The sequence below is a fragment of the Micromonospora sp. NPDC020750 genome (genome assembly GCF_044334565.1).
Classification (GTDB): Bacteria; Actinomycetota; Actinomycetes; order Mycobacteriales; family Micromonosporaceae; genus Micromonospora.
Map to the genome: position 1 here is coordinate 970395 of NZ_JBIRTH010000002.1, position 13588 is coordinate 983982.

Genomic DNA, 13588 nt, shown 5'->3' on the forward strand with positions numbered 1-13588 from the left:
CGGCCCGCGCGGCGAAGGGGATGTGATCTCCGTCGCGCGGGCCGCGGCGGCTGCCAGGGCCGGCGGCGCCGGGCGTCCGGCTGCCGGGCGCGGATGTTACGGCCCGGCGGCCGGGTCGCCTGCGATCTTCCGGGCGACGCTCCGCGCCGGGGTCGTCGTTGCGGTTCCGGGGCTGGTCGGGGTGGGCCGGGTCACTGCCGGGGCGGGTCCGGGCGGTGGGAAAGCGTGCCCGGCCGGGGCGTCGACCTGGGTAGCCTCGCGGGCATGAGGATCGGCATTGTGGGGGCCACCGGCCAGGTCGGTGGCGTGATGCGGCAGGTGTTGGCGGAGCGCGAGTTCCCGGCGGAGCAGGTGCGGTTGTTCGCCTCCGCCCGCTCGGCGGGGCGTGCCCTGTCGTGGCGGGACGGCGAGGTGACCGTCGAGGACGCGGCGACGGCCGACTACTCCGGGCTGGACATCGTGCTCTTCTCCGCCGGAAAGGGCACGGCGAAGGAGTTGGCCCCCCGGGTCGCCGAGTCCGGCGCGGTCGTGATCGACAACTCGTCGGCGTTCCGGACGGACCCGGACGTGCCGCTGGTGGTCGCCGAGGTCAACCCGCACGCCGCCGCGAACCGCCCGAAGGGCATCATCGCCAACCCGAACTGCACCACGATGGCCGCGATGCCGGTGCTGCGCCCGCTGCACGCGGAGGCGGAGCTGGTCGGCCTGGTCGTCTCGACGTACCAGGCGGTCTCCGGCGCCGGCCTGGCCGGCGTGGCCGAGCTGGACGAGCAGGTCCGAAAGGTGGCCGAGCAGGCCGCGGGGCTGGCCTTCGACGGCACGGCCGTGGAGTTCCCGGCCCCCCAGGTCTTCGCCCGGCCCATCGCGTTCAACGTGCTCCCGCTCGCCGGCTCGATCGTCGACGACGGCTCCGAGGAGACCGACGAGGAGCAGAAGCTGCGCGACGAGAGCCGCAAGATCCTGGAGATCCCCGGGCTGAGGGTCTCCGGCACCTGCGTCCGGGTCCCGGTCTTCACCGGCCACTCGCTCCAGATCAACGCCCGGTTCGCCCGGCCGATCACCCCGCAGCGGGCCCGCGAGCTGCTCGACGGCGCGCCCGGGGTGGCCCTGTCCGACGTGCCGACCCCGCTGCTGGCCGCCGGCAAGGACCCGACGTTCGTGGGTCGGATCCGCGCCGACGAGACGGCGGAGCACGGCCTCGCCCTGTTCTGCTCCAACGACAACCTGCGCAAGGGCGCCGCGCTGAACGCGGTGCAGCTCGCCGAGCTGGTCGCCGCCGAGGGCCGCTGACCCCGCTCCCGCCGGCCGGGGCGTAGCGTCGGCCGGCCGGCGGGCCGCGCGTCGGGTTGGATGGACCCAGGTACGACGAATCGACCTGGAGGCTGCCGTGGCGGACGAGAAGACCCGGAGCGCCCTCACCGAGCTCATCGCGGGCCGGTGGATGGGCGTGCTGGCGACCATCAAGCGGGACGGGCGCCCGCAGCTGTCGAACGTGGTCTACTCCTTCGACCGGGCGGCCGGGCTGATCCGGGTCTCGGTCACCGACGGGCGGGCCAAGACCAGCAACCTGCGCCGGGACCCCCGGGCCAGCTTCCACGTCAGCAGCGACGACGGCTGGGCGTACGCGGTGGCCGAGGCGCGAGCCGAGCTGACCCCGGTGGCGCGGCGGCCGGACGACGCGACGGTGGAGGAACTGGTCGGGCTCTACCGGGCCGTGCAGGGCGAGCACCCCGACTGGGACGACTTCCGCGCCGCGATGGTCGCCGAGGGGCGGCTGGTGCTACGCCTGCACGTCGAGCGGGTCTACGGCATGCCACCGCGCGGCTGATCCCCTGCGACGCGGTGAACTGGCTGAACCACAAGGGGACCCTTCACCGGGCCCCGGTCACGGGCGGCCCGGTGCGCGTTACCCCTCGGGTCGGGCGGGTAGACCGCGGGTGCCGACACCGAGAGGGGAGCACCATGACAACGGTCGGAGAATTCATGACGACCCGGTTGGTGACGATGGACGGCAACGAGACGCTCACCGCCGCGGCGCGGGAGATGCGCGACAGCGCCATCGGCGACGTGGTGGTGACCAACGGCGCCGACGTGGCCGGCATCGTCACGGACCGGGACATCACGGTCCGGGGCGTCGCCGAGCAGTTGGACCCGAACTCGACCCGGCTCAACCAGATCACCAGCCGGGACGTGATCACGGTGAGCCAGTACGACGACACGGTGGCCGCCGCCGACCTGATGCGCACGTACGCCGTACGCCGGCTGCCGGTGATCGACGACGGGCGGCTGGTCGGCCTGATCTCGATGGGCGACCTCGCGGTCGAGCGCGAGCCGCAGTCGGTGCTGGCGGACATCAGCGCCGACGAGCCCAACAACTGACCGTCCGCCGCGGCGACGCCGGCCCTCGCCCGGGGGCCGGCGTCGCGTCGTGTGCCCGCGCCCACCCGCCTCACCCGATCCGGGCGAGGTTGGCCCCGCACCGGCCGGGGACCCTCCTGCGACGTCGAACGCGGATCGACGGGAGGAGAGGGCCCGATGCTGGATGCGACCACCAGGTTCTTCGAGAACCTGGACCGGCGGGGTTACGAGCCCCTGCTGACCAAGATTTCCGGAACCCTGCGTTTCGACCTGAACGAGGGGCCGCAGACCAGGCACTGGCTGCTAATGATCGACCGGGGGCGGCTCCGGGTGAGCCAGGAGGCCCGGGAGGCCGACGCGGTCGTCGGAACCACCCCGGAGCTGTTCGAGGATCTCGCCACCGGCCGGGAGAACGGCCTCGCGGCGCTGATCCGCGGTGACATGACGGTGACCGGTGACGTCCGGCTGGTGGTGCAGGTGGAGCGGCTCTTCCCCGACCCCCCGGGAAGTCGGGAGCCGCATCGGGTCTTCCACCGGGAGGTGTACTGATGGCGCAGGCCAACACGGTCCGGATCCTCGACGGCAGCACCTTCGTGGTGTCGGAGGACACCGGCGACATCGAGGCGACGCCCTCCGAGCCGACCGGGCTGTTCTCCCTCGACACCCGGTTCCTGTCCCGCTGGGTGCTGACAATCAACGGCGAGCGGCTCAACGCGCTCTCCTACGACGACCTCCAGTACTACGAGGCGCGGTTCTTCCTGGTGCCGGGGATGCCGACGCACTACGTCGACGCCAAGTTGTCGATCATCCGCGAGCGGACGGTCGGCGGCAGCTTCCACGAGCAGTTGACCATCCTCAACCACGACGAGAAGGCCGTCGACCTGGAGATCAGGATGGACGCCGGCGCCGATTTCGCCGACCTGTTCCAGGTCAAGGACGAGATCCTGAACAAGAAGGGCGAGAGCTACGCGGAGGCCGAGGAGGACCGGCTGCGGCTGGGCTACCGGCGGGGCAACTTCCGGCGGGAGACGGTGATCTCCTCGTCGCAGACCGCCCGGTACGACCGCAACGGCTTCGCGTACAGCGTCCACCTGGAGCCGAACGCGCGGTGGAGCACGGACATTGACGTGCAGACGCTCGCGCTCGGTCCGGCCGGTCAAAACCTGCGGATGGAGCTGCGGGTGCCCGGCCGCGAGCGGCTGACCCCCCAGCGCGACCTGGAGGAGTGGGTCGCCGCCGCGCCGAAGGTGAACGCCGAGTGCGAGCACCTGGCCCGTACGTACCGGCGGAGCCTGATCGATCTGGCGGCGCTGCGCTTCTCGCCGCTGTCGCTCGGCGGGCAGACGCTGCCCGCGGCCGGGCTGCCCTGGTTCATGACGATGTTCGGTCGGGACAGCATCCTGACCTGCCTACAGGCCATGCCGTTCGCCCCGGAGCTGTCCCGGACCACGCTGCGCCTCCTCGGATCGTTGCAGGGCACCCGGTTCGACGACTTCCGGGACGAGGACCCGGGGCGGATCCTGCACGAGCTGCGCTATGGCGAGACTGCCGCGTTCGAGGAGCAGCCGCACTCGCCGTACTACGGCTCGGTGGACGCGACGCCGCTGTTCGTGGTGCTGCTCGACGAGTACGAGCGGTGGAGCGGGGACGTCGCGCTGGTCAAGGAGTTGGAGCAGGAGTGCCGGGCCGCGCTGAAGTGGATCGACGGCTATGCCGACCTGGTCGGCAACGGCTACATCTGGTACGAGCGGCGCAACACCGACACCGGCCTGGAGAACCAGTGCTGGAAGGACTCCTGGGACTCCATCTCGTACCGTGACGGCACGCTGCCGCCGTTCCCCCGGGCCACCTGCGAGGTGCAGGGGTACGCGTACGACGCGAAAATTCGGGCCGCCCGGATGGCGCGCGAGTTCTGGGACGACCCGGCGTTCGCCGAGCAGTTGGAGCGGGAGGCGGCGCAGCTCAAGGAGCGCTTCAACCGCGACTGGTGGGTGGAGGACGGGGAGTACTTCGCCCTCGCCCTGGACCCGGACGGCCGGCCGGCGGACGTGCTCAGCTCGAACATCGGCCACCTGCTGTGGAGCGGCATCGTCGACCAGGACCGGGCCGAGAAGCTCGCCGAGCACCTGGTCGGGCCGCGGCTGTTCTCGGGCTGGGGCGTGCGGACGCTGGCCGAGGGGGAGGCCCGGTACAACCCGATCGGCTACCACAACGGCACGATCTGGCCGTTCGACAACTCGTTCATCGCCTGGGGGCTGCGCCGGTACGGCTTCGCGGAGGAGGCCGCGACCATCGCCGACGGCATCCTCGCCGCCGCCAGCTACTTCGACGGGCGGCTGCCCGAGGCGTTCGGCGGGTACCACCGGGAGCTGACCAAGTTCCCCGTCGAGTATCCGACGGCGTGCAGCCCGCAGGCATGGTCGACCGGCACCCCGATGCTGCTGCTGCGCACCATGCTGGGCATCGAGCCGCACGGGGGACACCTGTCGGTCGAGCCGCGCCTGCCGATCGGCATGGGGCGGATCGAGGTGCTGGACATCCCGGGCCGCTGGGGCCGGGTCGACGCCTTCGCCCGCGGCCGCCTGAACCTGCACCAACTCTCCACCTGACCCGCAGCGCCCGCCGCACGGAACCGCTTCCGCCGCGCAGAAACACGGAATTAGTGCCCTTGGACGACCCCGAGGGCACTAATTCCGTGTTTCTGCGGAGGCGGGCGGCGGCAGGACGGTGTCGAGGAAGGTGGCGGTCGTGGCGTGGATGTCCGGGCGGTCCAGGTCCAGGGAGTGGCCGCCGTGGGTCAGCCAAGCGTGCACCGGGTGCCCGGCGGCCAGCAGCGCGGCGGCCAGGCCGACCGACTGGCTCGCCGGCACGGCCGCGTCGGCCGTCCCCTGCACCAGCAGCACCGGGACCCCGTTGCCGACGTGGGTGGCGACGGTGACGTCCAGGGTGGCCGGGTCACCCTGGGCGGGCCGGTGCCCGAGCAGCCCCGCCCACGGGTCGTCGCCGCCGCGCAGCCGCCGCCAGTCCGTGGCCAGCGGGTCCACCGGCGGCCAGTACGCCAGCGCGCCGGCCACGTCGTCGGGCCGGTCCACTCCGCGCAGGGCGAGGTGCAGGGCCAGCATCGCGCCGGCCGAGTCGCCCCCGACCAGCAGCGGCAGGCCGCCCGCCCGGTCCCGGGCCGCCCGCGCCGCCGCCCGTACGTCGTCGAGCTGGGCCGGCCAGCGCGCCTCGGCGACGAACCGGTAGGTGGCCGGGAGCACCTGTAGCCCGTGCCGGGTCAGGGCCGCGCCGTCCTCGCTCGACCGGGCCCGCCAACCGCCGCCGTGGATCCAGAGGAGCACCCCGCGTTCCGTCATGCCGCCATCGTGCCGTCGCCGCGTCTCGGGGCGCCAGAGCGCTCGGCCGAGGGCAGAACGGGCCAGTCGTCCGCCGTGGGAGGCGGCGCGCGGCCCTGACATGCTCCGGCCCTCAGCAGGGTAAAGTCGCCGGATGCCGGAACTCGTGTACCCGCCCGTGATCACCGCCGCCAAGACGATGTTCCGGGTTCTCGACCTGCGCCTGACCGTCGAGGGCAAGCACCACGTGCCCCGCACCGGGGGCGCGGTCATGGCCAGCAACCACGTGAGTTACCTGGACTTCATCTTCTGCGGGTACGGGGCGCACGAGTCCCGCCGCCTGGTCCGGTTCATGGCTAAGCACGAGGTGTTCGCGCACAAGATCTCCGGCCCGCTGATGCGCGGCATGAAGCACATCCCGGTGAACCGGCGGGCCGGCGCCGGCTCGTACAGCGCGGCGGTGGACGCGCTGCGCAGCGGCGAGATCGTGGGCGTCTTCCCAGAGGCGACGATCAGCCGGTCGTTCACGGTGAAGGACCTCAAGAACGGGGCGGCCCGGATGGCGCAGGAGGCCGGCGTGCCGCTGCTGCCGGTCGCGCTCTGGGGAACTCAGCGGCTCTGGACGAAGGGTCGGCCGCGCACCCTCACCCGCCGACACACCCCGATCACCATCCTCGTCGGCGAGCCGATCGACCCGGCCGCGTACCCCGACGCGAACGCGCTGAGCGCCGAACTGAAGACCCGGCTGACCGCCCTGGTCGACCGGGCCCAGCGGGAGTACCCGGACTCGCCGGCCGGCCCCGACGACACCTGGTGGCAGCCGGCGCACCTCGGCGGCACCGCGCCGACCCTGGAGGAGGCCGCCGCGCTGGACCGGCCCGCCCGGCGTACCCCCGCCGCCTGAGGACGGCCGGCTTGCCGGCTGTTCCGGCAGGCCACCGGGCTGACCCCGCTCGGCGCGTCACGCTACGGCGACCGCCGGCAGATGCCCGCTCGAACCGAGTACGGAAGGGTCCGACTCGACCACCCGGGCGCAGTCGAGCGCGTCGGTGAACAGTTGCTCGGTGGGCTGGACGCCGAGCGCGTCCAGCAGCGGCCACAGTGGTCCCTCGACTCCGTACAGCCGGGGTGCCGGTAGGCCGGCGGCGGTGAACTCGGCGATGAGCTGCTCGGGCCGGTGGAAATAGGCGGTGGTGAACCCGGTCTCCGGGCCGCCTGGACAGGGCCGGGCCGTTTTCGGGTCCGGTCAGTCGGGGCGGTCGGCGACCTGCGCCGCGTGGTGCGCCACCGTCGCGCCGAAGATGCCGTCCAGCCGGCCGCACGCGCGGCACACCAGGTCCCGGCCCACCGGCCCACCGCAGTCGCCGCACCGGCCGGCGTCGTCCGGGTCGGTCCACCGGCCCAGCGCCTCGGCGAGCGCCCGGGTGGCCCGGTCGGTCAGCCGGAAGCTGCCGTGCAGCCGGCCCACCCGCAGGTCGACCGTCGCGGTGGGCTCGGCATCGGGATCGTCGTAGGGGGCGATCCGGGCCAGGAACTGCTCCATCGCCTCGATCGGGTCGGGTGGCGGCTGCATCGTCACCGACCCACGGTAACGCCTGACATCGTCCCCCCAGCCTTCCGTGCCGGCCGTGGGGCGTGGTCGGTAGGGTGCCGGCATGTCGCCCCTGCACCTGGAGAAGATCACGCCGGGCAACGTCGATGCCGCGTGCGACCTGAGGGTGCGGCCGGACCAGGAACATCTGGTCGAGCCGGTCGCCCGGTCGTTGGCCGAGGCGTACGCCTGGCCGGATGTCGCCTGGCCCCGGCTCGTCTACGACGGCGACGAGCTGGTCGGCTTCCTGATGGGCTTCTTCCGCATCCCGTGGCGGGAGGACACCCCAACCGACCTGCGGTCCGGGCTGTGGCGCCTGAACATCGCCGCCGAGAAGCAGGGGCGCGGGTACGGGCGCTTCGCCGTCCGGTCCGTGGCCGAGGAGGCGCGGCGGCGCGGGGAGACCCGGATCCACACGACGTGGGAGCCGGGTGACGACGGGCCGGAGGAGTTCTACCTGCGGCTCGGGTTCCGGGTGAACGGAGAGCGCAGCGGCGGACAGACCGTCGGCGAACTGGACGTGGCCGCGTTCCTCGCCGTCCCCTGATATGGGGCGGCGCTGGGCCGGCCCGGCGCGGATCTCCTGCGGGCTGCCGCCCCGGGCCGGGCTTCTCACCCCGTTGTCCCGCCGGCCGGGCGACGGTGTGGCCGGACTGTGCAGGATGATGGTGCCGTGAGAGTCGCGGTCAGAGCCCGTCTCGGCGGTCCCGAACGGGCACTGGCGGAGCCGGTCGTGCTGCGCCGGGCGCTGAAGGAGTCGTTCGGGCGGATCGTGATCGACGGCCTCGACGAGGTCGACATCTTCCTCACCCTGGGCGGATCGATCACGAGCGCCGAGGGCGACGGTGGGGTGCACAATCTCCGGTACTCGGCCGTCAGGCGGCGGCTCACCGTCAACGTCGTCGTACCGGCCTCGGAGATCGAGCGTGACTCGACGGCCGGGGCGCTCGCCCCGTACCTCGATGCGCTGGCCCGCCGCATCGCCGAGCGGTGCGCGCCCCGGGACTGCGCCGCCGTCTCCCGGGCCGTGGCCGGGGCGTGCCGAGAGGCGCTCGCGGCGATCCCCGGGCCCGGACCGTCCGGCCCGCCCTACGGGTGAGGGTCGTGGCGGCCGAGTGGACCTCGGCCGCCACGGCTGCTTCCTTATGCGGCGGGGCAGCGGGTGCCAGCCGCGGGCAGGACGAGATCGATCAGATATCTGTCGACCGCGCCGATGGTGCACGCGGTTCGCTGGTACGAACCGTGCCCCCAACCCTCGTAGGTGAGCAGCCGGCCGCGCTTCCCGAGCTGTTCTGCGACGTTCGTGGCCCACTCGTATCCGGTGCGCGGATCGTGCAGCGCGTTGAGCAGCAGCAGCCGCGCGTTGCCAGTCACACGGAGTCCGTGCGGGGGGTTGCGCACCGGCGTCGGCCAGCCGAGACATGCCTGCACGGCGATCAGCCCGGCACCGTACCGCACGTCCGGCGCGGCGGCTGCGGCCAGGCGCACGAGTGCGGCGTACTCGTCGTAGTCACGCACGCGCACGGGCCAGTCCGCGCAGAAGACGGCGGTGGCCACCGGAAGACTTCTCGGCGCCGGTGCGACACCGTCATTCAGACCCTTGATCACCTGCGCGAGGTCCGTCCAGTTCGGCACGTTGAGCATGCCGAGCGGGAGCACGGTGATGTCGAACGCGGTGCTCGGCGCGTACTCGCCCCTGTCGGCGCGGTCGAGCACGTCCGCCCAGATCACCCGCACATCGGTGCCGTGCAGTACGCAGTCGGTCGAGCGGTCGCACCACGCCACGAACTCGTCGAACGAGTCCTGCAACGTCGCCGCCTGCGACCGGACGAACGACGGCACGTCGAGGCTGTGGTCGAACACACCCTCCAGGACGACTGCCCGGACGCGGTGCGGAAACCGCTCCGCGTACTGCGCGCCGAGCAGCGTGCCGTATGAGCTGCCATGGAAGGTCAGCCGTGACTCGCCGAGTGCCCGCCTGATTGCGTCGAGGTCGTGGACGGTACTCAGCGTGTCGGCGTGATCGAAAACCGGGCTCGTCGGGCGACAGTTCGCCCACAGTGCCTGGTTGTAGGCGATCGTGGCGTCGAAGTCGGCCTGGCTGCCCAGCAGCAGCGGTGGCTTGGGCACGGTTGGGCTCGGAGAACAATGCGGTGCGGCACTTCGACCAACACCCCGCGGGTCGAAACTGACGATGTCGAACTTGTCGAGAAGTTCATCACTGAACCGGTCTCCTTTCCGGACCCGTTCCACGCCGGAATCGCCCGGCCCTCCGGGGCCGAACACCAGCGAGCCCACCCGCTTCGCCTGGTCACGGGCTGGACGGCGCGCCACCGCCAAGTCGAACGTGGCGCCGCGGGGCCTGGACCAGTCCACCGGCAGCCTCAGCGCCGCACATTGCACCACGGGATCCACCGGGACTCCCGGAATGTCGTCGGGGCATTGCCCCCACGCCAATGTCGCTCTTCGATGGTCCGCCCCTGACGCAGCCGGCGGCGCGGTGACGACGAGCGTCCCGGTCAGGATCATGACGATGCCAGCGGCAAGACTTCGGTACGTCACAGCAGCTCCCCAAATGGTCGCAGCAAATACGAAGCTTGCCCATCGTGGAGGTCCACCGCGCCAGCAAGCTATCGGGGCGTACCCGGAGATGGCCCCGATGTCCGTGATGCGCCTGCATCAGGTGACCTACCGGGAGGCGGGACGAATTCGGAGCCGTGCCTGATCGAGGCACGTGCCGGGCGGGTTGATCAGTAGTGGTTGGCGTCACTTCTGCACCAAGCCGGACGGGCTGGCCCAGGTTGCGGATCAGGAGGTCTGGCTTGGGAGCCATACTAGGCGCTCTAGCTGCTAAAACTCTCTCCCTGGCGCGCCTGGCTTTCCTTGGTGGCCTTCATTTCGCACCACGAACAGCTCCACAGCGGATCGGGTTGCCGCGCAAACTCCTCGCCAACAACGACAAATAATGACCTAAATTACGCGACACCAGGCACCACTGGGACGGACAACAATCATCGTCCTCAATCGGGCCATCGCAGGCCATACCTCTACTGAATAACCCGAGGTAGTTGGTTGTGCGCCTTGCGTGAATGTCGAGCATGACGAATACTGGATCGGCCCGATCGGCTCATCCCCACTCCGCAAGCACCTTATTGCCGCGCGCAGATCCGGCTGGGTCTGTTCGCTTCCCGTGCGCCGATTCGGACCGCCGCCACAGTAAGCACGAATTGCCATTTGTCGCGCTCTCTGAACGCGGTTGTGCCCTAAATCCCCCAATCGGAAGGAGAAAGGCCACATGGCCTTGTCTGTGCCCGACCTTGCCTCGCTCGATGACACTCCGGTGACGATCAGGTCGACGGCATTTCCCAACGTATTCCTGCGGCTGGCTGGCGGTGGCGTGACCGCCGCCACCCCCACCGGCGGTGGATACGTAAACTGCCAGTACGCCCCGGTCGGCGACTTCGAGCGGTTCAGGGTCCGGAGACAGGCCGACGGCACGTACTCGTTCGAGTCGGTGTTCTTTCCGAACGTGTACGTACGGATGGACGGCACCGGCGTCACCTCGCAGACCGCCAACGGCGGCGGAACGGTGAACTGCCAGTTCTCACCGGCCGGCAGCCCTCCCACCGCGTACGAGCGGTTCAAGGCCAAGGCGCAGGCGGACGGGTCGATGTCGTTCGAGTCGGCAGCCTTCCCGAATGTGTACCTGCGCATGGAGGCGTCCGGCTTCACTGCCAACAACGGCAACGGTGGCGGCACGGTGAACTGTCAGTACAACGCCAATGGCGGGGTGCACGAGAAGTTCTTCCTCAACATGGTCGACCAGCGGCTGCCCTTCGCTATGCAGCGCCAGGTGCAGACCATGTGGTGCTGGGCGGCGAGCGCGGTCAGCATCGCCGCGTTCTACAACGCGAACACGAACTGGACCCAGTGCTCGCTGGTCAACGCCGAGCGCGGGGTGAACAACTGCTGTGGCGACGCCGGCGCGAACTGGCCGTGCAACCAGGGCTCGTGGCCGGAGGGACCGATGCAGCGGGTTGGGCATCTTCGTGAGCGGTTGGTCGGCGTGCTGACTCCGGTCCAGGTCGGAGCCGAGTTGGCCAAGTCCCGGCCGTTCGCGATAAACACGGCCTGGGCCGGCGGCGGGGGGCACATTCTCGTGGTACGGGGACGCTTCATCGCCGACGGAGTGGAGTACGTGAGTGTGGGGGACCCGTGGTACGGGGACTCGGACGTGACGTACGAAAACTTCCGGAACCGGTACCAGGGCAGCGGTAGCTGGACCCACACCTACAAGACGCAGGCCTGAGGAGCTACAGAATGCCGGTGCACATGCCCGACCCGCAGGGCGTACCCGACAAGGTCCGCGCGAAGCTGAATGCCTTCGCTGATAGCGGTCGATTCTCCACCGGTGCCCTACGCCAGGCCCGCAAGGAGAACCTCGACCTGAACACCCCGCACCAGGTCTTCACCCTCGGGCTGGATGTCGTCACCGCCGGCGGCGGACTCGACCAAGCCCAGCCGGTCGGCTGGCGGTTCCTGGTCGTCGACGGTGGTCAGCTCATCGCCAGCGCCGAGACCGCCGAGAAGCCGGACGGTACACACGAGGTGGCCCAGTTCACCGAGGGGCCGTTCGTCGCTGCCACCGACAAGGCGCTGAAGATCGCACACCGGCTGCCCCAGGTAGCGGCGGCGAGCTTCGAGCTGCGCCTGCTCCGGGTGCCCGCACTATATGTGATGGCGCTCTGGCTGCATTCGGCTCTGGTCGACCTGCTGGTACCGCTGGCTCCGTCGCCCATCGGCAAGGACGGCAAGCCGCTGCTCCCGGCCGTGTTCCTGAACGACCTGCGCGAACTGGCCGGCAAGATGACCCCGCCCGAGGGGCCCGCCTAACCGTCAGCCGGGGGCAAGGGTATGGCCCTGGCCCCCGGCTGACGGTGCTGGAAAGGGGTGTCAGGTTCTGTCGAACGAGGAGGAGTACCTGTGCGCCCGGCAGGATTCGAACCTGCGGCCTTGGGATTAGAAGTCCCCTGCTCTATCCGCTGAGCTACGGGCGCGCGTCGTGGGTGTTGCGCCAAGAGGGTACCGCCGCATCTGCCGGGGCGGGTGCGACGGGGCGGCCGTAGGCGCCCGCCCAGCGTCGCATGATCCGCCTGCGTGGGGCACCCCAGTTTGGCCCCGGTCAGCTCGGCGCGGTCGTCTCCGCGCCCGGCCCGGCCCTGCCCGGTCGTTGCTCGGCCGTCGTGCCCGCTCCCTGCTCGGCCGGTTCACGGCTGGCGGGCACCGAGGGGGTCGGTCCGGCGCCGAGGAACGCCTCCGCCCACCGGCCCACCTCGGTGAAGACCTTCTCGCGTACGGCGGGGCCGGAGAGGGTCAGGTCGTGCATGCCGCCGTCGAAGCGGGCCAGGGTCACGTGCCGGCCGAGGCGGGGCGCCCAGCGGACCATGTGCTCCACGTCGAGGACGGCGTCGGCGAGCGCCGCCGAGTCGTGCCACTTCGTGCCCCGGAAGCTGCGGGTGGAGCAGGCCAGCAGCACCGGCACCTGGATGGCGAGGCCGGCGCGGAGCTGCCGCTGGCCGGCGCGGACGGCAGCCAGCCAGCCGGCCCGGACCGGGAACCCGGCGAGCGGCTTCCACGCCAGGTCGTACGTCCACTCGCCGCGTCGTTCGGTGTGCAGGCTCTCGCCGTACACGTTGCTGACGCCGGCGGGGACGACGCGGTGCGGCGCCCGGCGGCCCAGGCGGGAGACGGCGGCCGCGAGGGGTCTGCGCACCAACCAGGGGGCGTTGATGTCGAAGAAGGGGCTGTTGAGGACGAGCCCGTCGACGATGCCGGCGTCGCGGCGGGCGTGCGCCCAGAGCGAGATGATCAGGCCGCCGGTGGAGTGGCCCATGGTGAGCAGGGTGTCGTGGCCGTCGTCGTCACGGATGATCTTTGCGGCGGCGTCCAGCTCGGGGAAGTAGTCGCCGAGGTCGCGGCAGAAGTTCGGCGTCTGGTGCGGCAGCAGGCTGCGACCATATTTGCGCAGGTCGAGGGCGTAGAAGTCCCAGCCCCGCTCGGCGTAGAAGTCGGCCACGTGGGTCTGGAAGAAGTAGTCGACGTAGCCGTGCACGTACAGCACGGCCCGGCCGGTGGGGCGGTCGGCCCGCCGGCGGACCAGGGTCGCGACGACCGGTCCCTCGTCGTCGGTGCCCAGGTCGATCGTCTGCCGCTCGTACGGCGGCCCCAGCACGTCCGGTTCCACGACCGCGACGGTACGCCGGGAACCTACCCGGCGGTAGCCCCGAAGCGGGAAGGTGGGGCG

Annotated in this window: 14 protein-coding genes and 1 tRNA gene; 10 read left to right on the plus strand and 5 right to left on the minus strand. The window is 71.1% G+C overall.

Features of this window, described 5'->3' with window-relative positions:
• Positions 1 to 264: 264 nt before the first annotated feature.
• The 5 genes from ACH4T9_RS09715 to ACH4T9_RS09735 all read left to right on the plus strand — a co-directional run bounded on the left by ACH4T9_RS09715 (position 265) and on the right by ACH4T9_RS09735 (position 4967).
• Positions 265 to 1290 (plus strand): aspartate-semialdehyde dehydrogenase, encoded by a 1026-nt coding sequence (locus tag ACH4T9_RS09715; RefSeq protein WP_396669987.1) that lies wholly within the window; start codon positions 265 to 267, stop codon positions 1288 to 1290.
• A 97-nt stretch (positions 1291 to 1387) separates the two neighbouring features.
• Positions 1388 to 1828 carry a PPOX class F420-dependent oxidoreductase gene (locus ACH4T9_RS09720; RefSeq protein WP_396669986.1) on the plus strand — a complete coding sequence of 147 codons (441 nt, stop codon included), beginning with the start codon at positions 1388 to 1390 and terminating at the stop codon, positions 1826 to 1828.
• Positions 1829 to 1962: 134 nt separating this feature from the next.
• Positions 1963 to 2379, plus strand: a complete 417-nt coding sequence (locus tag ACH4T9_RS09725; RefSeq protein WP_396669985.1) for a CBS domain-containing protein — start codon at positions 1963 to 1965, stop codon at positions 2377 to 2379.
• 156 nt (positions 2380 to 2535) lie between these two features.
• Positions 2536 to 2907: an SCP2 sterol-binding domain-containing protein gene (locus tag ACH4T9_RS09730; protein ID WP_396669984.1), complete on the plus strand. Its 372-nt coding sequence runs from the start codon at positions 2536 to 2538 to the stop codon at positions 2905 to 2907.
• A complete protein-coding gene (locus tag ACH4T9_RS09735; RefSeq protein WP_396669983.1) occupies positions 2907 to 4967 on the plus strand; it encodes a glycogen debranching N-terminal domain-containing protein in 2061 nt (686 codons plus the stop codon). The genes ACH4T9_RS09730 and ACH4T9_RS09735 overlap by 1 nt, the downstream gene beginning before the upstream one ends.
• A gap of 78 nt (positions 4968 to 5045) precedes the next feature.
• Here ACH4T9_RS09735 and ACH4T9_RS09740 read toward each other — a convergent pair whose 3' ends face one another.
• Positions 5046 to 5714: an alpha/beta hydrolase fold domain-containing protein gene (locus ACH4T9_RS09740; RefSeq protein WP_396669982.1), complete on the minus strand. Its 669-nt coding sequence runs from the start codon at positions 5712 to 5714 to the stop codon at positions 5046 to 5048.
• Positions 5715 to 5847: 133 nt separating this feature from the next.
• Between ACH4T9_RS09740 and ACH4T9_RS09745 the strand changes: the two genes are divergently transcribed.
• Complete coding sequence (locus ACH4T9_RS09745) at positions 5848 to 6597, plus strand: lysophospholipid acyltransferase family protein (protein WP_396669981.1); 750 nt, start codon at positions 5848 to 5850, stop codon at positions 6595 to 6597.
• A 342-nt stretch (positions 6598 to 6939) separates the two neighbouring features.
• On the opposite strand, the gene ACH4T9_RS09750 is transcribed toward ACH4T9_RS09745, so the two are convergent.
• Positions 6940 to 7272, minus strand: coding sequence for a hypothetical protein (locus ACH4T9_RS09750; RefSeq protein ID WP_396669980.1), 333 nt, complete (start codon positions 7270 to 7272; stop codon positions 6940 to 6942).
• 76 nt (positions 7273 to 7348) lie between these two features.
• Between ACH4T9_RS09750 and ACH4T9_RS09755 the strand changes: the two genes are divergently transcribed.
• Positions 7349 to 7831 carry a GNAT family N-acetyltransferase gene (locus ACH4T9_RS09755; protein ID WP_396669979.1) on the plus strand — a complete coding sequence of 161 codons (483 nt, stop codon included), beginning with the start codon at positions 7349 to 7351 and terminating at the stop codon, positions 7829 to 7831.
• Positions 7832 to 7957: 126 nt separating this feature from the next.
• Complete coding sequence (locus tag ACH4T9_RS09760) at positions 7958 to 8383, plus strand: hypothetical protein (protein ID WP_396669978.1); 426 nt, start codon at positions 7958 to 7960, stop codon at positions 8381 to 8383.
• A 44-nt stretch (positions 8384 to 8427) separates the two neighbouring features.
• On the opposite strand, the gene ACH4T9_RS09765 is transcribed toward ACH4T9_RS09760, so the two are convergent.
• The gene (locus ACH4T9_RS09765) at positions 8428 to 9846 is read right to left on the minus strand and encodes an alpha/beta fold hydrolase (protein ID WP_396669977.1); all 1419 of its coding nucleotides are present in this window, start codon (positions 9844 to 9846) and stop codon (positions 8428 to 8430) included.
• Positions 9847 to 10579: 733 nt separating this feature from the next.
• On the opposite strand from ACH4T9_RS09765, the gene ACH4T9_RS09770 reads away from it, so the two are divergent.
• Both ACH4T9_RS09770 and ACH4T9_RS09775 read left to right on the plus strand, forming a co-directional pair.
• Positions 10580 to 11593 carry a papain-like cysteine protease family protein gene (locus tag ACH4T9_RS09770; protein WP_396669976.1) on the plus strand — a complete coding sequence of 338 codons (1014 nt, stop codon included), beginning with the start codon at positions 10580 to 10582 and terminating at the stop codon, positions 11591 to 11593.
• An 11-nt stretch (positions 11594 to 11604) separates the two neighbouring features.
• Positions 11605 to 12177, plus strand: coding sequence for a hypothetical protein (locus ACH4T9_RS09775; protein ID WP_396669975.1), 573 nt, complete (start codon positions 11605 to 11607; stop codon positions 12175 to 12177).
• 91 nt (positions 12178 to 12268) lie between these two features.
• Here ACH4T9_RS09775 and ACH4T9_RS09780 read toward each other — a convergent pair.
• Both ACH4T9_RS09780 and ACH4T9_RS09785 read right to left on the minus strand, forming a co-directional pair.
• Positions 12269 to 12341, minus strand: a tRNA-Arg gene (locus ACH4T9_RS09780).
• A gap of 125 nt (positions 12342 to 12466) precedes the next feature.
• A complete protein-coding gene (locus ACH4T9_RS09785; protein ID WP_396669974.1) occupies positions 12467 to 13528 on the minus strand; it encodes an alpha/beta hydrolase in 1062 nt (353 codons plus the stop codon).
• Between the last annotated feature and the right edge of the window lie 60 nt (positions 13529 to 13588).

Bases quoted from the DNA above. Each gene is read 5' to 3' on its own strand.
- ACH4T9_RS09715 (WP_396669987.1), top strand. From the start codon at position 265: ATGAGGATCGGCATTGTGGGGGCCACCGGCCAGGTCGGTGGCGTGATG.
- ACH4T9_RS09725 (WP_396669985.1), top strand. From the start codon at position 1,963: ATGACAACGGTCGGAGAATTCATGACGACCCGGTTGGTGACGATGGAC.
- ACH4T9_RS09730 (WP_396669984.1), top strand. From the start codon at position 2,536: ATGCTGGATGCGACCACCAGGTTCTTCGAGAACCTGGACCGGCGGGGT.
- ACH4T9_RS09735 (WP_396669983.1), top strand. From the start codon at position 2,907: ATGGCGCAGGCCAACACGGTCCGGATCCTCGACGGCAGCACCTTCGTG.
- ACH4T9_RS09740 (WP_396669982.1), bottom strand. From the start codon at position 5,714: ATGACGGAACGCGGGGTGCTCCTCTGGATCCACGGCGGCGGTTGGCGG.
- ACH4T9_RS09745 (WP_396669981.1), top strand. From the start codon at position 5,848: ATGCCGGAACTCGTGTACCCGCCCGTGATCACCGCCGCCAAGACGATG.
- ACH4T9_RS09755 (WP_396669979.1), top strand. From the start codon at position 7,349: ATGTCGCCCCTGCACCTGGAGAAGATCACGCCGGGCAACGTCGATGCC.
- ACH4T9_RS09770 (WP_396669976.1), top strand. From the start codon at position 10,580: ATGGCCTTGTCTGTGCCCGACCTTGCCTCGCTCGATGACACTCCGGTG.
- ACH4T9_RS09775 (WP_396669975.1), top strand. From the start codon at position 11,605: ATGCCGGTGCACATGCCCGACCCGCAGGGCGTACCCGACAAGGTCCGC.